The organism is Streptomyces sp. LaBMicrA B280, from assembly GCF_049222185.1.
GTDB lineage: Bacteria > Actinomycetota > Actinomycetes > Streptomycetales > Streptomycetaceae > Streptomyces > Streptomyces murinus.
The window spans coordinates 148,216-173,224 of sequence record NZ_JBMJCT010000052.1 but is presented as its reverse complement, the minus strand read 5'-3'; the positions used below and the strand labels follow the sequence as shown (position 1 = coordinate 173,224).

2 protein-coding genes are annotated in these 25,009 nt (G+C 72.4%); one reads left to right on the top strand and one right to left on the bottom strand.

All coding sequences use genetic code 11. From position 1 onward, the window contains the following. Window positions 1-7: 7 nt before the first annotated feature. The gene (locus ACLF5H_RS30875; protein WP_421679293.1) at window positions 8-1,108 is read right to left on the bottom strand and encodes a cytochrome P450; all 1,101 of its coding nucleotides are present in this window, start codon (window positions 1,106-1,108) and stop codon (window positions 8-10) included. Window positions 1,109-1,509: 401 nt separating this feature from the next. On the opposite strand from ACLF5H_RS30875, the gene ACLF5H_RS30870 reads away from it, so the two are divergent. Then, window positions 1,510-24,978, top strand: coding sequence for a type I polyketide synthase (locus tag ACLF5H_RS30870; protein WP_421679292.1), 23,469 nt, complete (start codon window positions 1,510-1,512; stop codon window positions 24,976-24,978). The last annotated feature ends 31 nt before the right edge of the window (window positions 24,979-25,009 follow it).

Here is a 25,009-nt window from a genome sequence, read left to right as displayed (position 1 = left end):
CCACCCCTCACCAGCGCACCGGCAGTTCGAGGACGCCGTACGTCACCATCATCTCCCGGGTGCCGATCTCCTGGGGCGGCACCGCAAGCTCCAGGCGGGGGAAGCGGCGCAGCAACGACTCGTAGCCGATGGCGAGTTCGAGCCGGGCCAGATGGTGCCCCATGCACTGGTGGGGGCCGTTGCCGAAGGCCATGTGCCGGGACGGGCCGCGGCGGATGTCGAAGGTGTCGGGGTCCTCGAAGCCCAGCGGGTCACGGTTGGCCGCGGGCAGCGACACCGTGACGACCTGGCCCGCGCGGATCGGCCGCCCCTCGAACTCGAAGTCCTCGGCGGCCACGCGGATCGGTCCGATCTGCACCACGCTGAGGTAGCGCAGCAGCTCCTCGACGGCGTCGTCCATCAGCGACCAGTCGGCGCGCAGCGCGGCCAGCTGCCCGGGGTGGCGCAGCAGGGCGTAGGTGCCCAGCGCCAGCATGTTGGTGGTGGTCTCAAGACCGGCGATCAGCAGAACGATCGTGATCCCGAGCAGCTCCTCGTCGGTCAGGTCCGTCTCCACGGTGAGCCTGCCCAGGATGTCCGGGCCCGCGTCCTTGCGCGCGGCCGCGATCAGGGCGTGCAGCATGCCGCCGAGGACCGCCATCGACTGCTGCATCTCCTCGCCGCTGGTGGAGAGGCTGAAGAGCACGTCGACATGGCGCCCGAACTCCGCGCGGTCCGCCTCCGGCAGGCCGAGCAGTTCCGAGGTGACCAGGGTGGGCAGCGGCTTGGCGAAGGACTGGACGAGATCGACGGGACCGCTCGCGCCCGCCATCTCGTCCAGCAGGCGGTCCGTCAACTCCTGTATGCGCGGGCGGAGTTCCCGTACCCGCCGGATGGTGAAGTGCTTGCTGAGCAGCCGGCGGTAGCGGGTGTGCTCGGGCGGGTCCATATTGACGAACATCCCCGCGGGCAGTGCGTCGGTGCTCAGCTCCGAGCCGGGCACCTTCACCGGCGAGCGCTTCCCGGCGGGCAGCGAGCTGAACCGGGTGTCCGCCAGCACGGAACGCGCGGTCTCCAGACCGGTGACCAGCTGACCGACGTGTCCGTCGGGGTACCGCAGCGGGGTCATCGGGCATTCGGCGCGTGCCCGCGCGAAGGGAGCGGGCGGGTCGAAAGGACAACCCTCGGGGCGCGCCGTGGGAAAAGGCTGGGCCGAGGGATTCTCGGCAGCTTGCGAATGCACCATGAAAATCCTCGGACCTCGTCATCGGAGGAGAACTGGGGAAGGCTGTATGACGTGCAGTTGTCTCACGACCGCCCCTAGGGTTCTCCTTAGAGATTTCCGGCCGCCTCGATTCCACCCTTGGGGATTCCCCTAAAACTGATCCGCCACAGCGGCGGGGCGCCGCCCCGGGGCCGAAACTGGGGCCACACCGCAATCCGTTGCCGCCCCGGACCTACCGATCACCAGTGCCGTGGCCGCCACCGTGCGGTGCCTTTTCGTTCTCTGTGTGGGCGGGTGGAGTGCAAATGGTCGAGTCCGAGCGCAACGGGACGGGGAATCGGGCCGGTTCGGCATCGGCGGATTCGGCCGGTGACGTCGCCGTCATCGGCCTGGCGTGCCGGCTGCCGGGCGCCGCCGACCCGGCGGCCTTCTGGCGGCTGCTCAGCGAGGGCACGGACGCGATCACCGACGTACCCGCGGACCGGTGGGACGGGGCCGCGGTGGCCGACGCCGACCCGTCCGAGCCCGGGCGGACCGACATCCGCCGGGGCGGGTTCCTCGACCGGGTCGGCCACTTCGACGCCCGGTTCTTCGGGCTCTCCCCGAAGGAAGCCGCCGCGATGGACCCGCAGCAGCGGCTCGTTCTGGAGCTGGCCTGGGAGGCGCTGGAGGACGCGCACGTACGCCCCGGGACACTGCGCTCCACCCGCACCGGAGTCTTCGTCGGCGCCATCTGGGACGACTACGCGACCCTGCACCACCGCTCCGGGCTCACGGCCATCTCCCCGCACACCGTCACCGGCCTGCACCGCAGCATCATCGCCAACCGGGTCTCGTACTTCCTCGGCCTCAACGGCCCCAGTCTGACCGTGGACTCCGGCCAGTCCTCGTCCCTGGTCTCGGTCCACCTGGCCTGCGAGAGCCTGCGCAAGGGCGAGTCGACGATCGCCCTCGCCGGTGGCGTCAACCTCAACATCGTGCCCGAAAGCACCCTGGGCGCCGCCAAGTTCGGCGGGCTGTCCCCAGACGGCCGCTGCTTCACCTTCGACGCCCGCGCCAACGGCTACGTCCGCGGCGAGGGCGGCGGCATCGTCGTCCTCAAACCCCTCGCCCGGGCCGTCGCGGACGGTGACCCCGTCTACTGCGTGATCCGGGGCAGCGCCGTCAACAACGACGGCGGCGGCGACGGACTGACCGTGCCCCTGCGGTCCGGACAGGAACAGGTGCTCAGGCTCGCCTGCGAGCGCGCCGGGATCGACCCCGCGCACATCGGCTACGTCGAGTTGCACGGCACCGGCACCAAGGTCGGCGACCCCGTCGAGGCGGCCGCGCTCGGCGCGGTGCTGGGCACGGGACGCGCGCCCGGCAACCCGCTGCGGGTCGGCTCGGCCAAGACCAACGTCGGCCACCTGGAGGGCGCCGCCGGCATCACCGGCCTGCTCAAGGCGGCCCTCGCGCTCCACCACCGCGAACTGCCCGCCAGCCTCAACTTCGAGACGCCGAACCCGGCGATCCCGCTGGACCGGCTGAACCTCCGTGTGCAGAACGAGCACAGCGCGTGGGCCGCCGAGGACGGGCGCCCGCTGCTCGCCGGAGTCAGCTCGTTCGGCATGGGCGGCACCAACTGCCACATCGTGCTGGCGGAACACCGGGAGACGGCGGACCCGGCGGCGCGGGACAGCACGGGAGCGGATCGCGCGGTCCCGGGCACCGGGGAATCCGGCCCGGGTACGGCCGCGACCTGCTGGCCGCTGTCCGCCAAGACCGCGTCCGCGCTGCGCGGCCAGGCCGCCGCCCTGCTGGCCCACGCCGAGGCGCACCCCGCACTGGCCCTGCCCGCTGTCGGCCGGGCGCTGGCCACCGGCCGTACCGCCTTCGAACACCGGGCCGTCGTCGTCGGCGAGAACCGGGACGACTTCCTGCGCGCCCTGCGCGCGCTGTCCACCGACGGCATCGACGCGGCACTGACCACGGGCCGTACGGCACCGCGCGGCGAACTCGCCTTCCTCTTCCCGGGCCAGGGCAGCCAGCGCGCCGGTATGGGCCGCGAACTGGCCGAGTCCGTACCGGCGTTCGCCACCGCGCTGGACGACGTGTGCGCCCACCTCGACCCGCTGCTGCCGAGGCCGCTGCGCGAGATCATGTTCGCCGCCGAAGGCACCGGGGAAGCCGCCGAACTCGACCGGACCCTCTACACCCAGACCTCGCTGTTCGCCCTCGAAGTCGCCCTGTTCCGGGCGCTGGAGAGCTGGGGCGTCACCCCCGACGTGCTCATGGGCCACTCCATCGGCGAACTCGCCGCCGCGCACGTGGCCGGTGTCCTCTCGCTCGCCGACGCCTGCACCCTCGTGGCCGCACGCGGCCGTCTGATGCAGGCGCTGCCCGCCGGTGGCGCCATGATCGCCGTCCAGGCCACCGAGGACGAGGTCCACGACCGCATCGGCGCGCACACCGACCGCGTCAGCGTCGCCGCGCTGAACGGCCCCGACTCCGTCGTCGTCTCCGGCGACGACGACCTCGCCACCGAGATCGCCGACGCCTTCGCCGCCCTCGGCCGCAAGACCAGCCGACTGCGGGTCAGCCACGCCTTCCACTCCCCGCACATGGAACCCATGCTGGCGGAGTTCCGCGAGGTGGCCGAGGGACTGACCTTCCACGCCCCGCGCATCCCGATCGTGTCCAATGTGACGGGTCGGCTCGCCGAGGAACGCGCGGCGTACGAGGGGTGCGACGCCGCGTACTGGGTCCGCCATGTGCGCGAGGCGGTCCGCTTCGCCGACGGCGTCGCCCGCCTCGACGAGCAGGGTGTGCGGACCTACCTCGAACTCGGCCCCGGCGGCGTCCTCACCTCCATGGCCCGCGCGGGGGCCGACGACGAGGCCCTGTTCGTCCCCGCCCTGCGCGGCCGCCGCCCCGAGACCTCCGCCCTGCTGACCGCCGTCGCCGCACTGCACGTCCACGGCCTGGAGCCGGACTGGGACGCCCTGTTCGGCGACGGTGGACGCACCCACCGCAAGGTCGCGCTCCCCACCTACGCGTTCGAACGGCAGCGGTACTGGCTGGACGGCGCCACCACCCCACTCATCGCCGGCACCACCACCGATCGGGCCCCGGCAGACCCACAGACCGACGCTGTCGCGGAAACCGACACCGCGCCGGTCGGCGCCCTCGGCCGACGGCTCGCCGGACTGCCCGAGTCCGCGCGCGAAGAGGCCGCGCTCGACCTGGTCCGCGCCCATGTCGCCGCCGTACTCGGCCACGCCGAGGCCCGTCAGGTCGAGAGCGAGTGGACCTTCAAGGACCTCGGCTTCGACTCGCTCAGCTCGGTGGAGCTGTGCAACCAGCTCGGCGCCGCCACCGGCCTGCGCCTGCCCAGCGGACTGCTGTTCGACCACCCCACCCCGGCCGCGCTCGCCCGCCACCTCGCCGCCCGCTCCCTGGGCGCCGCGGACACGGCGGACCGTACGCCCGTGACGGCGGACGACCCCGACGAGCCGATCGCGATCGTGGCCATGAGCTGCCGACTGCCCGGCGGCATCAGCTCCCCGGAGGAGCTGTGGCGGCTGCTCGCCTCCGGTGGCGACGCCGTCTCCGGGTTCCCGACGGATCGCGGCTGGGACATCGAGACGCTCTGGGACCCGGAGCCCGGCACCCCCGGCAAGTCCTCGACGCGGCACGGCGGCTTCCTGCGCGGGGCGGCCGACTTCGACGCCGCCTTCTTCGGCATCAGCCCGCGCGAGGCCGCCGCGATCGACCCCCAGCAGCGGCTGGTCCTGGAGACCGCCTGGGAGGCCTTCGAACGGGCCGGCATCGACCCGGCCACCCTGCGCGGCAGCCGGGCGGGCGTGTTCATCGGCGCGACGGCACAAGACTACGGCCCCCGGCTGCACGAGCCCGTCGACGAAGCCGGGGGCTACCTGCTGACCGGCACGACGACGAGTGTCGCCTCGGGCCGGGTGGCCTACTCGTTCGGCCTCGAAGGCCCCGCCGTCACGGTGGACACGGCCTGCTCCTCGTCCCTGGTCGCCCTGCACCTGGCCGTCCAGTCGCTGCGCGGCGGCGAGTGCACGATGGCCCTGGCCGGTGGCGTCACGGTGATGTCCACGCCCGGCATGTTCGTGGAGTTCAGCCGCCAGGGCGGCCTGTCGGCGGACGGCCGCTGCAAGGCGTTCGCGGCCGGCGCGGACGGCACGGGCTGGGCCGAGGGCGTCGGCATGCTCCTGGTGGAGCGGCTCTCCGACGCCCGTCGCAACGGCCACCAGGTGCTCGCCGTCGTCCGGGGCAGCGCCGTCAACCAGGACGGCGCGTCGAACGGACTCACGGCACCCAACGGCCCCTCCCAGCAGCGTGTCATCCGCCAGGCCCTGGCGGCCGCCGGACTCGCGCCCGCCGACGTCGACGCCGTGGAGGCGCACGGCACGGGGACGAAGCTCGGCGACCCGATCGAGGCGGAAGCCCTCATCGCCACGTACGGTCAAGAACGGTCGCAGGAGCGGCCGTTGTGGCTCGGCTCGCTGAAGTCGAACATCGGCCACACCCAGGCCGCCGCCGGTGTGGCCGGTGTGATCAAGATGGTCATGGCGATGCGCCACGGCCTCCTGCCGCGCACGCTGCACGTGGACGAGCCGACCCCGCACGTGGACTGGTCGGCGAGCGAGGTACGACTGCTGACCGAGGCGGTGGAGTGGCCCGCGGGCGGCCCGCCGCGCCGGGCGGCGGTGTCCTCCTTCGGCATCAGCGGCACCAACGCGCACGTCATCGTCGAGCAGGCGCCCGACCTTGCCGAGGAGCCCCCGGCTCCGGCCCCGACTCCGGGGTCGGGCGTGGTCGTACCGTGGGTGCTGTCGGCGAAGAGCGATACGGCGCTGCGGGAGCAGGCGGCCCGGCTGCTGTCCTTCCTGGACTCCTTCCTGGACGACGAAGGCGTGGGCGTCCGCCCGGAGGACGTGGCGTTCTCACTGGCGACGTCCCGCGCGGTGCTGGAGCGCCGTGCGGCGGTCGTGGGGGCGGAACTCGGTGAACTCCGGGGTGAGTTGCAGTCGATCGTCTCCGGTGCCGTTCCGGCGGCCGGTGCCGTCGGCGGCAAGGTCGGGTTCCTGTTCTCGGGTCAGGGTTCGCAACGGGTGGGCATGGGCCGCGAGTTGTACGCGTCCTATCCGGTGTTCGCTGCGGCGTACGACGAGGTGTGTGCGCTTCTTGACATCGAGGTGGATGTCGATGCGGAGGCACTGCATCAGACGGGCATGACTCAGCCTGCGTTGTTCGCCGTTGAGGTGGCGTTGTTCCGGTTGTTGGAGTCATGGGGCGTGCGGCCGGATTATGTGGCCGGTCATTCGGTGGGGGAGATCGCTGCCGCGCATGTGGCGGGTGTGCTGTCCCTTGAGGACGCGGCCAAGCTGGTGTCGGCCCGTGCCCGGCTCATGCAAGCCCTGCCGGGCGGTGGTGCGATGGTCGCCGTACAGGCCACCGAGGATGAGATCCTCCCGCACCTGGCCGAGGGCGTCGGTATCGCGGCGATCAACGGCCCGCGTTCGGTGGTGGTTTCCGGTGCTGAGGCCGAGGTTCTGGCGGTCGCGGGGGTGTTCGCCGGTCAGGGGCGTAAGACGTCTCGGTTGAAGGTCAGTCATGCGTTCCATTCGCCGTTGATGGAGCCGATGCTGGAGGAGTTCGGCGGGGTCGTCGGTGGGTTGGTTTTCAATGAGCCGTGGATTCCGGTGGTTTCGAATCTCACGGGTCGGTTGGCCGAGCCGTACACGTCCTCGTACTGGGTGCGGCATGTGCGTGAGGCGGTTCGTTTCGCGGATGGTGTGCGGACCCTGCATGAGCTGGGTGTAGGGACGTTCGTGGAGATCGGTCCCGGTGGTGTCCTCAGCGGTATGGCGCAGGGCTGTGTGGACGACATCGTCACCGTCCCCGTACTGCGGGCCGACCGCCCCGAACCCCGGGCCGTCGTCGCCGCGCTCGCCGAACTGCACGTCGGCGGTACCGTAGTTGACTGGCGTGCCTTTTTCCCGGGCGCCCGGCGCGTCGACCTGCCCACCTACGCGTTCCAGCGCGAGCGCTACTGGCTCGACGTACCCCGGACGGCGACCGGTGGCCTCCAGGAGGCGTCGGACGCCGAGTTCTGGGACTCCGTCGAGAGCGAGGACCGGGCGTCGCTCGGCGCGCTCCTGGGGCTGGAGGCCGCCGAACTGGACACGGTCGCACCCAAGTTGTCCGCCTGGCGTCGGCAGCGGCGTGAGCAGTCCGCCGCCGACGGCTGGCGCTACCGGATCACCTGGCAGCCGCTCGGCGACCCGGCGGGAGCCGCTTCGTCGGGGACCTGGCTGTACGTGGTCCCCGAGGAGACCGCGTGGACCGAGGCGATTCGCGCGGGGCTCACGGAACTCGGCGTCACCCTCGTACCGTTCACCGTGGCCGAGGACACCGACCGCGACACGCTCGCCCGATCCCTGACCGAGGCCGGACACGAGCAGGCTGACGGCGTCCTGTTCGCGGCGGCACCGGCACCGGCAGACACGGGGACGGCAGACACGGGGACAGCAGACACGGGGACGGCCGCCCTCCAGCGGCTCGTGCTGCTCGTCCAGGCCCTCGGCGACGCCGGAATCGAGGCCCCGCTCTGGTGCCTGACCAGCGGCGCGGTGTCGACCGGCCCGGCGGACCCGCTGACCGACCCCGCCGCCGCACGGCTCTGGGGCCTGGGCAGGATCGTCGCCCTGGAACAGCCGCAGCGCTGGGGCGGCCTCGTCGACCTGCCCGCCGAACCCGACCCCCGCGCGCTGGCGCGCCTGGCCGGTCTGCTGGACCAGACCGACGAGGACCAGCTCGCCGTACGCCCCTCCGGTGTGTCGGTACGCCGCCTCGTGCGCGCGGCACGGAGCGCGGCACCGGCGGACGCGACCTGGTCGCCGCGCGGCACCGTGCTCGTGACCGGCGGTACGGGCGCGCTCGGCGGACACGTGGCCCGCTGGCTCGCCGGAGCCGGGGCCGAGCACCTGGTGCTGATCAGCCGCCGCGGACCCGAGGCTCCGGGCGCCGCCGAACTCACGGCGGAGCTGACGGAGTTGGGCGCTCGGGTCACCGTCGCCGCATGCGACGCCGCGGACCGCGACGACCTCGCCGAACTGTTCGCCCGGCACACCGTGAACGCCGTGGTGCACACGGCGGGCGTACTGGACGACGGCCTGATCGACTCGCTCACCCCCGAGCGCCTCGACGGCGTACTGCGCCCCAAGGCCGACGCGGCACTCCACCTGCACGAGCTGACCCGGGACCGCGAGGACCTCGACGCCTTCGTGCTCTTCTCCTCGATGACGGGTGTCTGGGGCAACGGCGGCCAGGGCGCCTACGGCGCCGCGAACGCCTTCCTCGACGCCCTGGCCGAACAGCGCCGGGCCCAGGGACTGCCCGCGCTGGCCGTCGCCTGGGGCCCCTGGGCGGACGGCGGCATGGCCGACGGCGCCGCCGGTGACCACCTGCGGCGGCGCGGCGTACGGCCGATCGCGGCGCTCCCCGCGATCTCCGCACTGCATGCCGCGCTGACCCGCGGCGAGACCTCCGTGACCATCGCGGACGTGGACTGGGACCGCTTCGTCCCGGCCTTCGCCGGCACCCGCCCCTGCCCGCTGCTGTCCGGCGTACCCGAGGCCCGCGAGGCCCTCGAAGGCCGCGCCCGCGCCGCGCGGAGCACCGAGGCGCCCGCCTCCGCGCTCGGGCAGCGCCTTCTCGACGCCGTGCCGGGGGAACGGGCACGGATCCTGCTCGACCTGGTGCGCGAGCAGGCCGCCATGGTCCTCGGGCACACGAACAAGGGCACGTTCGACGCGGACCGTACGTTCCGCGAGACCGGCTTCGACTCGCTCACCGCCGTCGAACTGCGGCACCGGCTGAGCACGGCCACCGGTCTCAAACTGCCCGCCACCCTGGTCTTCGACCACCCGACGCCGACCGCCCTCGCCCGCCACCTGGGCGACGAACTCCTCGGCGGCCACGGCACGGAGACACCCGCCCCGCAGGCGGTGACCGCCGTCGCGGCCGACGAGCCGCTCGCGATCGTCAGCATGAGCTGCCGCTTCCCCGGCGGCGTCGACACGCCGGAGGACCTGTGGGAGCTGCTCGGCTCCGGCCTGGACGCCATGTCCGGCTTCCCCACCGACCGCGGCTGGGACCTCGACGCGATCTACGACCCCGACCCCGAGCGGCCCGGCACGACGTACACCCGCGAGGGCGGCTTCATCGAGGGCGCCGACCGCTTCGACGCCGGTCTGTTCGGGATCTCGCCGCGCGAGGCGCTGGCCATGGACCCCCAGCAGCGGCTGCTGCTGGAGACCGCGTGGGAGGCCTTCGAGCGCGCCGGGATCGCCCCCGCCTCCGTCCGCGCCAGCCGCACCGGTGTGTTCATCGGCACCAACGGCCAGGACTACGCCAACGGGCTGCGCAACGCGCCCGAGGAGATCGAGGGGTACGCCCTCACCGGCAAGGCTGCCTCGGTCGTCTCCGGCCGCATCTCCTACACGTTCGGACTTGAGGGCCCGGCGGTCACGGTGGACACGGCGTGCTCGTCGTCCCTGGTCGCGCTGCACCTCGCGGCCCAGGCGCTGCGGAGCGGCGAGTGCTCCATGGCCCTGGTCGGGGGCGTCACCGTGATGACCACGCCGGACCTGTTCGTGGAGTTCAGCCGCCAGCGCGGACTGTCGCCGGACGGCCGCTGCAAGGCGTTCGCCGCCGGTGCCGACGGCACCGGCTGGGGCGAGGGCGTCGGCCTGCTGCTGGTGGAGCGGCTCTCCGACGCCCGGCGCCACGGTCACCAGGTGCTGGCGGTGGTCCGGGGCAGCGCGGTGAACCAGGACGGCGCGTCGAACGGACTCACGGCACCCAACGGCCCCTCCCAGCAGCGGGTGATCCGGCAGGCCCTGGCGTCCGCCGGGCTCACCCCGGCCGATGTGGACGCCGTGGAGGCACACGGTACGGGGACGAAGCTCGGCGACCCGATCGAGGCGCAGGCACTGCTCGCCACATACGGCCGCGAGCACTCCGCCGACCGGCCGGTGTGGCTGGGCTCGGTCAAGTCCAACATCGGTCACACGCAGGCCGCCGCCGGTGTCGCCGGTGTGATCAAGATGGTCCTGGCGATGCGGCACGGCACGCTGCCCCGGACACTCCATGTGGACGAGCCGACCGGGCACGTCGACTGGTCGGCGGGCACCGTACGGCTGCTGACCGAACCGGTGCCATGGCCCGGCACCACCGGGCCGCGCCGGGCCGCGGTCTCGTCCTTCGGCATCGGCGGCACCAACGCGCACACGATCCTCGAAGAGGCGCCCGCCGCGACCGTGGCCGAGCCGGTCCGGGAACACCGCCCGGTGCCCGTGCCGTGGGTGCTGTCGGCGAAGAGCGAAGCGGCGCTGCGCGCCCAGGCGGAGCGTCTGCTGGCCTTCGCCACCGACGACGTGTCGCCCGTCGACGCCGGATTCTCGACGGCCACGACACGGTCGGCACTGGAGCACCGCGCCGCCGTGATCGGCACCGACCCGGCCGAACTGCGGACGGCCCTTACCGCCCTCACGGCCGGCGAACCGTCGGCGAACGTCGTCACCGGGCGCGCCCACTCGACGGGCAAGGTCGGGTTCCTGTTCTCGGGTCAGGGTTCGCAACGTCTGGGTATGGGGCGGGAGTTGTACGGCGCGTTCCCTGTGTTCGCCGCTGCGTACGACGAGGTGTGTGCGCTTCTTGACATCGAGGTGGATGTCGAGGCGGAGGCACTGCATCAGACGGGCGTGACTCAGCCTGCGTTGTTCGCCGTTGAGGTGGCGTTGTTCCGGTTGTTGGGGTCGTGGGGTGTGCGGCCGGATTATGTGGCCGGTCATTCGGTGGGGGAGATCGCGGCTGCTCATGTGGCGGGTGTGCTGTCCCTTGAGGATGCGGCGAAGTTGGTGTCGGCGCGTGCCCGGCTCATGCAAGCCCTGCCGGGCGGTGGTGCGATGGTCGCGGTACAGGCCACCGAGGACGAGATCCTTCCGCACCTGACCGAGGGCGTCGGTATCGCGGCGGTCAACGGCCCTCGTTCGGTGGTGGTTTCGGGTGTTGAGGATGCGGTTCTGGCGGTCGCGGAGCTGTTCGCCGGTCAGGGGCGTAAGACGTCCCGGTTGAAGGTCAGTCATGCGTTCCATTCGCCGTTGATGGAGCCGATGCTGGAGGAGTTCGGCGGGGTCGTCGGTGGGTTGGTCTTCAATGAGCCGTGGGTTCCGGTGGTTTCGAATCTCACGGGTCGGCTGGCCGAGCCGTACACGTCCTCGTACTGGGTGCGGCATGTGCGTGAGGCGGTTCGTTTCGCGGATGGTGTGCGGACCCTGGATGAGCTGGGTGTCGGGACGTTCGTGGAGATCGGTCCCGGTGGTGTCCTCAGCGGTATGGCGCAGGGCTGTGTGGACGACATCGTCACCGTCCCCGTACTGCGGGCCGACCGCCCCGAACCCCAGGCGCTCATCACCGCCTACGCCCAACTCCACGTCAATGGAGTCGAGTTGGACTGGGACGCCTTCTTCCCCGGTGCCCGGCGCGTCGAGCTGCCCACCTACGCATTCCAGCGCGAGCGCTACTGGCTCAACGCCCCCGCCCCCACCGGCGACATGAGCGCGGTCGGCCAAGGCACGGCCGGTCATCCGCTCCTCGGCGCCGCCGTGCCGCTGGCCGACGGCGACGGACACCTCCTCACCGGGCGGCTCTCGACACACACGCACCCCTGGCTGATGGACCACGCCGTCAGCGGGACCGTGCTGCTGCCCGGCACCGCGTTCGTGGAGCTGGCCGTCACCGCCGCCGACGCCGTGGGCTGCGACCTGCTGGAAGAGCTGACGCTGGAGACACCGCTGCTCATGCCCGAGCGTGGCGGCGTCGCCCTCCAGGTACGTGTCGGCGCCGACGACGGCACGGGCCGCAGGTCGCTGACCGTCCACTCGCGGACCGACGACGGGGACGCGCCCGCACACCAGGACGACCCCGCGCGGGCCTGGGTCCGGCACGCCTCCGGCTCGCTGACCGTCGCCACCGAAGAGCCCATGGACGGTTCCCTCGCCGCCTGGCCGCCCGCGGGCGCCGAGCCGATCGACGTCGACGGGTTCTACGACCGCCTCGCCGCTATGGCACTCGACTACGGCCCCGTCTTCCAGGGGCTGCGCGCCGCGTGGCACGCCGGGGACGACTTCTTCGCCGAGGTGGAACTGCCCGGCGCGGACGGCATGGACGCGGGCGCGTACGGCCTGCACCCCGCGCTGTTCGACGCCGCCCTGCACACCGTCTGGCTCGGCGCGGTGGAGCCCGACGCCGGAACCGGCCACGGGCTGCTCCCGTTCGCCTGGAGCGGGGTGCGACTGGCGGCCGCCGGTGCCTCTGCCCTGCGCGTGAAGGTCTCGCGCGCAGGCACCTCCACGGTGTCACTGCTCCTGGCCGACGGCACCGGTGAGCCGGTCGCACGGATCGACTCGCTGACGCTGCGCCCGGTACCCGTCGACCAGCTGCGCGCCGGTTCCGGTGGCGACGACGCCGTCTTCGGACTGGAGTGGACACCGATCGGCCTGCCGTCCGCGCCGGACGGCACGAGGATCGAGCCGTACGAGGATCTCGCCGCCCTTCGGAACGCCGACTCACCGGCCGTAACGGCGGCCGAGGCGGAGGCCGGAGCCACCGCCGATGCCGTGATCGTGCCCTGCCCGACCGGAACCGCCACGGACCTGGCCACCCGGGTCCGCGAAGTCACCTACGCCGTACTGGAGTTGCTCCAGTGGTGGCTGGCCGAGGAACGCCCGGCGCGCCTGGTGCTGGTGACCCGCACGGGAGACCTCGCCCAGTCGGCGGTCCGCGGACTGGTGCGCTCGGCACAGACCGAGAACCCCGACCGCGTCGTGCTGGTCGAGACCTCGGCGGACGCCGACCCGGGCAGCGGTGCTGAACCCACTGATTTCACCCGGACGCTGCCCGGCCTGCTCGCGTCCGGCGAACCACAGGCCCTGTTGGGCGCGGACGGCGAGATCCGGGTGCCGAGGCTGGTCCGCGCCGCCACGCCGGACGCCGAGCCGTCGGTCCCCGCCCTCGGCAGCGGCACCGTCCTGCTGACCGGTGCGTCCGGGGGCCTGGGCGGGCTGTTCGTCAAGCACCTGGTCGCCGAGCACGGCGTGCGCAGCCTGCTGCTGGTCAGCCGCCGGGGCGGGGACGCGCCCGGCGCAGCCGAACTCACCGCCGAGCTGACCGCGCGGGGCGCCGATGTCACCTGGGCCGCGTGCGATGTGGCCGACCGCGACGCCGTCCGCGCGCTCCTGGCCGGACCGGGGCGGAATCTGTCCGCGATCGTGCACACCGCCGGCGTCCTGGACGACGGAATCATCGGATCGCTGACGCCCGACCGGCTGGACGCCGTGTTCCGCCCCAAGGTGGACGCCGCGCTCAACCTGCACGACCTCGCGGCCGAACTGTGCGGCGAACTCTCCGCGTTCGTGCTCTTCTCCTCGGTGGCGGGCACCCTCGGCACGCCGGGACAGGGCAACTACGCCGCCGCCAACACCTTCCTCGACGCCCTCGCCGAGCACCGCCGAGCCCTGGGTCTGCGCGCCACTTCGCTGGCCTGGGGCCTGTGGGCGCAGGACAGCGAGAGCGAGAGCGCCATGACCGGCGGCCTCGACCACACCGATCTCACCCGCATCCAGCGCATGGGCCTCGCCCCGATCCCGTCGGCCGACGGCCTGCGCATGTTCGACGCGGCACTGGCGACCGACCGGGCGGCCGTCGCCCCGATCCGCCTCGACACGTCCGCCTTCCGTGATGGACAGGGCCGGTTCCGCGAAGGACAGGGCCAGTCCGTGCCCTCGGTCCTGCGTGGACTGGTACGGGTCACACCGGTACGGCGTACGGCGCGGACCGCGCCGGAGGGCTCGCTGGGGCAGCGGCTGGCCGGGTTGCCGGTGGCCGAGCGGGAGCAGGTGGTGCTGGACCTGGTGCGCGGTGAGGTCGCCGCCGTGCTCGGACACTCCGGTGCCCGATCGGTCGGCGCGGACGACGCGTTCAAGGACATCGGGTTCGACTCGCTGACCGCCGTCGAACTGCGCAACCGGCTCAACTCGGCCGTCGGCATGCGGCTGCCCGCCACCCTGATCTTCGACTACCCGAGTCCGCTGGCCCTCGCCCGCTACCTCACCGCCGAGGCCGCCGGCACCGACGCGGCGGCGGCGACTGTGCCGACGACCCGGTCGACGTCCGGCGCGACGGCCGACGACCCGATCGCGATCGTGGGCATGGCCTGCCGCTACCCCGGTGGTGTGCGGTCGCCCGAAGACCTGTGGCAGCTGGTCCGCTCCGGGCGCGACGCCGTGTCCGGCTTCCCCGAGGACCGCGGCTGGGACGTCGAGAAACTCTACGACCCGAACCCCGACCAGTGGGGCACGAGTTACACCCGCGAGGGCGGATTCCTGCGCGACGCGGCGGACTTCGACGCCGAGTTCTTCGGGATCTCGCCGCGTGAGGCGCTGGCGATGGACCCGCAGCAGCGTTTGCTCCTGGAGACGTCGTGGGAGGCGTTCGAGCGGGCCGGGATCGATCCGGCGACGGTGCGCGGGAGCAGGACCGGTGTCTTCGCCGGGGTGATGTACCACGACTACGGCGGCCGCGTGCACACCTCACCGGCAGGGCTGGAGGGCTACCTCGTCAACGGCAGTGCGGGCAGCGTCGCTTCAGGGCGTGTCTCGTACACGTTCGGCCTGGAGGGCCCGGCGGTCACGGTCGACACGGCGTGCTCCTCCTCGCTGGTGGCGCTGCACCTTGCGGCTCAGGCGCTGCGCAGCGGTGAGTGCACGATGGCCCTGGTCGGCGGCGTCACCGTCATGGCCGGCCCGAGCGTCTTCGTGGAGTTCAGCCGTCAGCGGGGCCTGTCGGCGGATGGTCGGTGCAAGGCGTTCGCGGCTGGTGCGGATGGTACGGGGTGGGCTGAGGGTGCGGGCATGCTGTTGGTGGAGCGGTTGTCCGATGCTCGTCGTCATGGTCATCGGGTGTTGGCGGTTGTTCGGGGTACGGCGGTGAATCAGGACGGTGCGTCGAATGGTCTGACGGCGCCGAACGGTCCTTCGCAGCAGCGGGTGATCCGGCAGGCGTTGGCGAATGCCGGTGTGTCGTCGGACCAGGTGGATGCGGTGGAGGCGCATGGTACGGGGACGCGGTTGGGTGATCCGATCGAGGCGCAGGCGTTGATCGCGACGTACGGTCGGGAGCGGGCGGGGGAGCGGCCGTTGTGGCTGGGTTCGTTGAAGTCGAACATCGGGCATGCGCAGGCGGCAGCGGGTGTCGGTGGTGTGATCAAGATGGTCATGGCGATGCGGCACGGGGTGCTGCCGCAGACGCTGCATGTGGATGAGCCGACGCCGCATGTGGACTGGTCGGCGGGCGATGTCCGGCTGCTGACCGAGGCCGTGGAGTGGCCCGCGCATGACGGGCCGCGCCGAGCCGCCGTGTCCTCCTTCGGCGTGAGCGGCACCAACGCGCACGTCATCGTCGAGCAGGCGCCCGACCTTGCCGAGGAGCCCCCGGCTCCGGCCCCGACCCCGGGGTCGGGTGCGGTCGTACCGTGGGTGCTGTCGGCGAAGAGCGATACGGCGCTGCGGGAGCAGGCGGCCCGGCTGCTGTCCTTCCTGGACGACGAAGGCGCGGGCGTCCGCCCGGAGGACGTGGCGTTCTCGCTGGCGACGTCCCGCGCGGTGCTGGAGCGCCGTGCGGCGGTCGTGGGGACGGAACTCGGTGAACTCCGGGGTGGGTTGGAGTCGATCGTCTCCGGTGCCGTTCCGGCGGCCGGTGCCGTCGGCGGCAAGGTCGGGTTCCTGTTCTCGGGTCAGGGTTCGCAACGTCTCGGTATGGGGCGTGAGTTGTACGCGTCCTATCCGGTGTTCGCCGCTGCGTACGACGAGGTGTGTGCGCTTCTTGACATCGAGGTTGATGTCGAGGCGGAGGCACTGCATCAGACGGGTGTGACTCAGCCTGCGTTGTTCGCCGTTGAGGTGGCGTTGTTCCGGTTGTTGGAGTCGTGGGGTGTGCGGCCGGATTATGTGGCCGGTCATTCGGTGGGGGAGATCGCGGCTGCTCATGTGGCGGGTGTGCTGTCCCTTGAGGATGCGGCGAAGCTGGTGTCGGCGCGTGCCCGTCTGATGCAAGCCCTGCCGAGTGGCGGTGCGATGGTCGCCGTACAGGCCGCCGAGGACGAAGTCCTTCCGTACCTGACCGATGGCGTCGGTATCGCGGCGGTCAACGGCCCGCAGTCGGTCGTGGTTTCGGGCGCGGAAGACGCGGTGGTCGCGATCGGTGAGACGTTCCGGGAGCAGGGTCGTAAGACGTCCCGGCTGAAGGTCAGCCATGCCTTCCACTCGCCCCTGATGGAGCCGATGCTGGAGGAGTTCGGGCAGGCGATCGCGGGCCTGACCTTCAACGAGCCGCGGATCCCCGTCGTTTCGAACCTCACCGGACAGCTGGCGGAGCCGTACACGCCGTCGTACTGGGTGCGGCACGTGCGCGAGGCGGTCCGTTTCGCGGACGGTGTGCAGACCTTGCGCGAGCTGGGTGTGACCACCTTCGTGGAGGTCGGTCCGGGCGGGGTGCTGAGCGCCCTCGCCCAGGGCTGTGTGGATGACATCGTCACCGTGCCCGTCCTGCGCGCCGACCGCCCGGAGCCGTACGCGATCACCGCCGCGCTGGGGTCGCTGCACACGTACGGCGTCTCGCCGGACTGGCGGGCTCTTCTTCCCGGCGCCCGCCGTGTCGATCTGCCCACCTACGCCTTCCAGCGCGAGCGCTTCTGGCTCGACGTGCCCCCGGTGTCCGGTGATGTCCGGGCCGCCGGTCTGGGGGCGGCGGATCATCCACTGCTGGGTGCCGCGATCGTGACGGCCGACAGCGATGGCGTCCTGCTCACCGGCCTGCTCTCCCTCGAAACCCACCCATGGCTCGCCGACCACGCCGTACACGGGACCGTGCTGCTGCCCGGCACCGCGTTCGTGGAGTTGGCGATCCGGGCGGGCGACGAGACGGGGTGCGGGGGGATCGAGGACCTCACCCTTGAGCTTCCCCTGGTCGTGCCCGGGAACGGTGGCGTCACCCTTCAGGTGGCTGCCGGGGCTGCGGACGAGTCGGGCCGTCGGCAGCTGAGCGTGCACTCGCGGACCGGTGACGGCCCATGGCTGCGGCACGCGACGGGCGTGCTGTCCCCGGCTGTGGCACCCTCCGCCGTGGACGTCGGCGTATGGCCACCGGCGGGCGCGGAGGCCGTGGACCTGACGGCGTTCTACGAGGGCATGGCCGCCATGGGCCTGGACTACGGCCCGCTCTTCCAGGGCCTGCGCTCGGTGTGGCGCGGCGGCGACGACGTCTACGCCGAGGTCGAGCTGCCGGAGGAGTCGGCCACGGAGGCGGCGGCCTTCGCCCTGCATCCGGCGCTGCTGGACGCCGCCCTGCACGCACTGGCCGCCGGGGGACTGGTGTCGACGTCGGACGGCCTGGCGCTGCCGTTCGCCTGGTCCGGCGTCCTCGTGCACGCGGCCGGTGCGGCGACGGCCCGGGTGAAGCTGTCGCGGACGGCCACCGGCTCGATCACGCTGGCCGTGGCCGACGGCGCGGGTGAACCGGTGGCCTCGGTCGAGTCGCTGTCGCTGCGGACGGTCTCGGCGGAGCAACTGCGCGATGCCGGTGGTGGCGAGCGGCTGTTCGGGCTGGAGTGGACGCCGTTCGCTCTCCCCGCCGCCGACGAGGCGGTGACGATTGAGACGCTCGCGGACTTCGACGCGCTGCGTGCCTCGGAAGGGACGCCGGAGGCCGTTGTCGTGCCGTGCCCGGCAGGAACAGGCGCGGAGGCCGACCGGGCGCACACCAAGCACGCCAAGCACGCCAAGCACGCCATGCACACGGTGCACACCGTGCACAGCGTCACGGATGAGGTTCTGGCGCTGGTGCAGTGGTGGTTGGCGCGGGAGCGTGCGGGGCGGCTGGTGCTGGTGACGCGTCCCGGCGATCTGGCTCATGCGGCGGTGTGGGGGTTGGTGCGGTCCGCGCAGTCGGAGAACCCGGACCGGTTCGTGCTGGCGGAGGCCGAGGACACCGACGAGGTGGTCCGCGTCCTGCCCGCCGTACTCGCCGCCGATGAACCGCAGTTCGCGGTCCGGGGCGGGGAGGTGTTCGTCCCGCGTCTGACGAAGGCCACCGGCACGGCCACCGGAACGGCCATCGGCACGGCCGCCGGAACCGCCATCGGCACGCCGGACTTCGGCGCCGGCCCCGTGCTGCTGACCGGTGCGTCTGGGGCGCTGGGCGGGCTCGTCGCCCGGCACCTGGTCGCCGAGCACGGCGTACGGAGCCTGCTGCTGCTCAGCCGGCGTGGCGCGGAGGCGCCCGGCGCGGTCGAGCTGGAGGCCGAACTGACCGCGTGGGGCGCCGAGGTGACCTGGGCGGCCTGCGACGCGGCCGACCGGGACGCCCTCGCCGAGGCGCTGTCCGGCACACCGGTGACGGCCGTGGTGCACACGGCCGGTGTCCTCGACGACGGCGTGATCGCCTCGCTCACCCCCGAGCGCATGGAGAAGGTGCTGCGGCCCAAGGTCGACGCCGTGCTCAACCTCCATGAATTGACTGACGGGTTGTCGGCGTTCGTCGTGTTCTCCTCGGTTTCCGGCATCCTGGGCAGCGCGGGACAGGGTAACTACGCCGCGGCGAACACCTTCCTCGACGCCTTCGCCGAATCCCGCCGCGCCCAGGGACTCCCCGCCACCTCACTCGCCTGGGGCCTGTGGGAGCAGGGCGGCGGCATGGCCGACCGACTCGACCAGGCGGATCTCACCCGCCTCAAGCGGGCGGGCCTGGCCCCGATAGGCGTCGATGAGGGACTGCGGCTCTTCGACGCGGCGCTGGCCCTGGACCGGGCCACCGTCGCCCCCCTGCGGCTGGACCTGGGCGGTCTCCAGGGCACGGTGCCGCCGGTCCTGCGCGGGCTGCGCGGACCCGTACGGGGCACCGCGCGGCGCACGGCGCAGAGCGCACCGAAGGGCTCGCTGGGGCAGCGGCTGGCCGGGTTGCCGGTGGCCCAGCGGGAGGAGGCGGTGCTGGACCTGGTGCGCGGTGAGGTCGCCGCCGTGCTCGGACACACCTCGGCCCAGGCCGTGCAGCCCGAACACGCCTTCCAGGACGCCGGTTTCGACTCGCTCACCTCGGTGGAACTCCGCAACCGGCTGAACGCGGCGACCGGGCTGCGGCTCCCCGCGACCCTGGTCTTCGACCACCCCACGCCCCTCGCGCTCTCCCGCTTCCTGCTGGCCGAGACACTGGGCGGCCAGGAACGGCCCGAGGCCGCGGTGGCCGCGGTGACCGGCACGGACGAGCCGATCGCGATCGTGGGCATGGCCTGCCGGTTCCCCGGCGACGTGCGGTCGCCCGAAGACCTGTGGCGCCTCGTCGCCTCCGGCGGCGACGCGGTCTCGGGCTTCCCCGAGGACCGCGGCTGGGACGTCGAGAACCTCTACGACCCGGACCCCGACCGCTCCGGCAAGTCCTACGTGCGCCACGGTGGATTCCTCCACGAGGCCGCCGCGTTCGACCCGGCCTTCTTCGGGATCTCGCCGCGTGAGGCGCTGGCGATGGACCCGCAGCAGCGTTTGCTCCTGGAGACGTCGTGGGAGGCGTTCGAGCGGGCCGGGATCGATCCGGCGACGGTGCGCGGGAGCAGGACCGGTGTCTTCGCCGGGGTGATGTACCATGACTACGGCGGCCGCGTGAAGACGCCGACGGAGGGCATGGACGCCTACCTGGGCAGCGGCAGCGCGGGCAGCATCGCCTCCGGCCGGGTCTCGTACACCTTCGGTCTCGAAGGCCCCGCGGTCACGGTCGACACGGCGTGCTCGTCGTCCCTGGTGGCGCTGCATCTTGCGGCTCAGGCGCTGCGCAGCGGTGAGTGCACAATGGCCCTCGTCGGCGGCGTCACCGTGATGGCCACTCCTTCGACGTTCGTGGAGTTCAGCCGTCAGCGGGGCCTGTCGGCGGATGGTCGGTGCAAGGCGTTCGCGGCGGGTGCGGATGGTACGGGGTGGGCTGAGGGCGCGGGCATGCTGCTGGTGGAGCGGTTGTCCGATGCTCGTCGTCATGGTCATCGGGTGTTGGCGGTTGTTCGGGGTACGGCGGTGAATCAGGACGGTGCGTCGAACGGTCTGACGGCGCCGAACGGTCCTTCGCAGCAGCGGGTGATCCGGCAGGCGTTGGCGAACGCCGGTGTGTCTTCGGACCAGGTGGACGCGGTGGAGGCGCATGGTACGGGGACGCGGTTGGGTGATCCGATCGAGGCGCAGGCGTTGATCGCGACGTACGGTCAGGAGCGGTCGGGGGAGCGGCCGTTGTGGCTGGGTTCGTTGAAGTCGAACATCGGGCATGCGCAGGCGGCAGCGGGTGTCGGTGGTGTGATCAAGATGGTCATGGCGATGCGGCACGGGGTGCTGCCGCAGACGCTGCATGTGGATGAGCCGACGCCGCATGTGGACTGGTCGGCGGGCGATGTCCGGCTGCTGACCGAGGCCGTGGAGTGGCCCGCGCATGACGGGCCGCGCCGGGCTGCCGTGTCCTCCTTCGGTATCAGTGGCACCAACGCCCACGTGATCGTGGAACAGGCCCCGGACTCGGCGGAGTCGGTACCCGAGTCCGAGCCCGATGCGGTCGTACCGTGGGTGCTGTCCGCGAAGACCGACACGGCACTGCGGGCCCAGGCGGAGCGCCTGCTCTCCCTGGCCTCGGCCACGGACGCACGGCCGGCCGACCTCGCCCTCTCCCTCGCCACCACGCGCTCGGCCATGGAGTACCGGGCCGCCGTGGTGGGAGAGGACCGCGAGGAACTCCTCGACGGACTGCGCGCGTTGGCCGCGGGCTCCGCGTCCCCCCGGATCGTCACGGGTGAACCGGGTAGCGGGGGCAAGGTCGGGTTCCTGTTCTCGGGGCAGGGCTCGCAACGGCGCGGTATGGGCCGCGAGTTGTACGAGGCGTTCCCCGTGTTCGCCGCCGCCTACGACGAGGTGTGCGCGGCTCTGGACGCGCCCGTGGATGTGGATGCGGAGGAGTTGGACCAGACGGGTTCGACGCAGCCCGCGTTGTTCGCGGTCGAGGTGGCGTTGTTCCGGCTTCTCGAATCGTGGGGTGTGCGGCCGGATTATGTGGCCGGTCATTCGGTGGGGGAGATCGCTGCCGCGCATGTGGCGGGGGTGCTGTCCCTTGAGGACGCGGCGAAGCTGGTGTCGGCGCGTGCCCGGCTCATGCAAGCCCTGCCGAGTGGCGGTGCGATGGTCGCCGTACAGGCCACCGAGGACGATGTCCTCCCGTACCTGACCGACGGCGTCGGTATCGCGGCGGTCAACGGCCCGCAGTCGGTCGTGGTTTCGGGCGCGGAAGACGCGGTGGTCGCGATCGGCGAAGTCTTCCGGGAGCAGGGTCGTAAGACGTCCCGGCTGAAGGTCAGCCATGCCTTCCACTCGCCCCTGATGGACCCGATGCTGGAGGAGTTCGGGCAGGCGATCGCGGGCCTGACCTTCAACGAGCCGCGGATCCCCGTCGTTTCGAACCTCACCGGACAGCTGGCGGAGCCGTACACGCCGTCGTACTGGGTGCGGCACGTGCGCGAGGCGGTCCGTTTCGCGGACGGGGTGCAGACCTTGCACGAGCTGGGCGTGGCCACCTTCGTGGAGGTCGGTCCGGGCGGGGTGCTGAGCGCCCTCGCCCAGGGCTGTGTGGACGACATCGTGACCGTCCCCGTCGTACGGGCGGACCGGCCCGAGCCGCAGGCCGTCGTCACCGCGCTCGCCGAGCTGTATACGCACGGTGTCTCCCCGGGCTGGTGGGCGGTGTTCCCGGGTGCCCGGCGGGTCGATCTGCCCACCTACGCCTTCCAGTACGAGCGGTTCTGGCTGGAGGTGCCGGAGGAGTTCAGCGGTGGCGCCGCTGCCGCCGGGCTCGGACTGGGCGCGGCGGAGCACCCGTTGGCCGGTGCGGTGGTCGCGCTGCCCGGCGCCGGTGGGTTCCTGGTCACCGGGCGGCTGTCGCTCAGGACGCACCCCTGGCTCGCTGATCACACGGTGATGGGCAGGGTGCTGCTGCCGGGTACCGCGCTCGTGGAACTGGCGGTGCGCGCGGGCGACGAGGCCGGTTGCGCGCAGGTCGAGGACCTGACGCTGGAAGCACCGCTGATCGTCCCGGACCGTGGCGGTGTCGCCGTGCAGGTGTGGGTCGGGCCCGAGGAGGAGTCCGGTCGGCGCGCGCTGAGCGTGCACTCGCGACCGGACGACGCCCCGGACGACGCGCCGTGGGTACGGCATGCCGTCGGCTACCTGGCGGACGAACTGCCCGACCCGCCGCACGGCGTGGACCCCGGAGCGTGGCCGCCGTCAGCCGCGGAGCCCGTCGACCTGAGCAGGTTCTACGAGGGCCTGGACGGGCTCGGTCTGAGCTACGGCCCGGCCTTCCGCGGGCTGCGCTCCGTGTGGCGCGACGGGGACGACGTCCTCGCCGAGGTCGCCCTCCCCGAGGACACGGCGGCGGACGCGTTCGCCGTTCATCCGGCGCTGCTGGACGCGGCGCTGCACGCGATCGGCGCGGGCGGGCTGGTCCCCGTGGCCGACGGGCCGCTGCTGCCCTTCGCCTGGTCCGAGGTGGGGGTGCGGGCCACGGGCGCGACGGCGCTGCGGGTCAAGGTCTCCCGTACGGGCACGGACGCGGTGTCGCTGACCGTGGCCGACGCCTCGGGCGGCCTGGTCGCCACGGTCGGTTCGCTGTCCCTGCGGCCGGTGTCGCGCGAGCAGTTGCTCGCGGCCGGCGATCTCGGTGGGCGGGCGGACGACTCGCTGTTCGGCCTGGCCTGGCAGCCCATTGCCCTGGTGGAGGGCGACGCCCCACTCGATGTACGGGTCTACCCGGACCCGGCCGCCGCCCTGTCCGCCGACCTTCCCGAAGCGGAGACCGAGAGCGGGACCGCGAGCGACAGCGACAGCGCGAGCGGGACCGGGAGGGCGACCGAGGCCGTCACGGTCGTACCGTGCCCGGAGCTGCCCGGCACCCCGACCGCCGACCGCGTGCACGGCATCGCGAGCGAGGTTCTGGCGCTGGTGCGGTCGTGGTTGGCGCGGGAGTGTGCGGGGCGGCTGGTGCTGGTGACGCGTCCCGGCGATCTGGCTCATGCGGCGGTGTGGGGGCTGGTGCGGTCCGCGCAGTCGGAGAACCCGGACCGGTTCGTGCTGGCGGAGGCCGAGGACACCGACGAGGTGGTCCGCGTCCTGCCCGCCGTACTCGCCGCCGATGAACCGCAGTTCGCGCTCCGCGACGGGGAAGTGCGCGTGCCGCGTCTCGTGCGGAGCACCGGGGAGCTCGTCGACGCGCCGGACCTCGCCACCGGCACGGTACTCGTGACCGGCGCCTCCGGGGCGCTGGGCGGACTCGTCGCACGGCACCTGGTGTCCGAGCACAAGGTACGGCGGCTGCTGCTGGCGAGCCGCCGGGGCGCGGACGCGCCGGGCGCCGCCGAGCTGGCGGCCGAACTCGCCGCGCTGGGGGCCGAGGTCACCTGGGCGGCCTGCGACGTCGCGGACCGGGAGGCCGTCTCCGCGATGCTGGACGGGCTGGGCGGACACGCGCTGTCCGCCGTCGTGCACACCGCGGGCGTGCTGGACGACGGTGTGATCGGCTCGGTCACACCGGAGCGGATGAGGGAGGTGTTCCGCCCCAAGGTGGACGCCGTGCTGAATCTGCACGAGTGCACCCGGGACATGGGCCCGGCCGCCTTCGTGGTGTTCTCGTCCGTCGCCGGTCTGATCGGCAGCGCGGGGCAGGCGAGTTACGCGGCGGCGAACTCCTTCCTTGACGCCTTCTCGGCCCACCGGCGCCGGGCGGGACTGCCCGCCACCTCCCTGGCATGGGGGGTGTGGGAGCAGTCCGGCGCGATGACGGACGGTCTCGCCGCGGCCGACCGGGCGCGGATGGCGCGCAGCGGGGTGCTGCCGCTGCCGACGGGGGAGGGGCTGCGGCTGTTCGACGCGGCGCTGGCCTCGGACGCGGCGGTGCTCGCCCCGGTCCGGATCGACACCGGCGCCCTGCGCGGCGGTGAGGCGCCGCCGGTGCTGCGCGCCCTCGTACCGGCCCCGGCCGGCCGACGGACCGTACAGTCCGCCACCTCCGCCGGCTCCTCGGCCGCCGCCCATGGGCCCTCGCTGGCCGAGCGTCTGGCACAGCTGCCCGAGGGTGAGCGGGAGAAGAGCGTGCTGGATCTGGTGCGGGCCGAGGTGGCCGCGGTCCTGGGGCATGCCTCGGACCGCACGGTCCGGCCGGAACACGCCTTCCAGGATCTGGGCTTCGACTCCCTCACGGCCGTCGAACTGCGCAACCGGCTGAACCGGGCCACCGGGTCGCGGCTCCCCGCGACCCTGGTCTTCGACCATCCGACACCCGCGCTCCTGGCCCGTCATCTGTTCACGGAGATAGCGGGGGCCGCCGAACCGGACCTAGTGGATTCCCTACTTGCCGACTTGGACAACGTCGAACAAGAATTGGTCACGAAGTTGGCAGCGGGCGAAGCTCGCGACCGGATCCTGGTGAGGCTCCAGGAACTGCTGCTGATTGCCGGTGAATCCGGCAAGACATCGGACCAGGAAGTCCCTGGCACGAGCGGCAGTGATCTGGAAACGGCCACGGACGATGAGATGTTCGATCTGCTCGGCAAGGAATTCGGGATTTCCTGACCGCTTAGGCGCGTCCCGGTGAGCCTTTGCC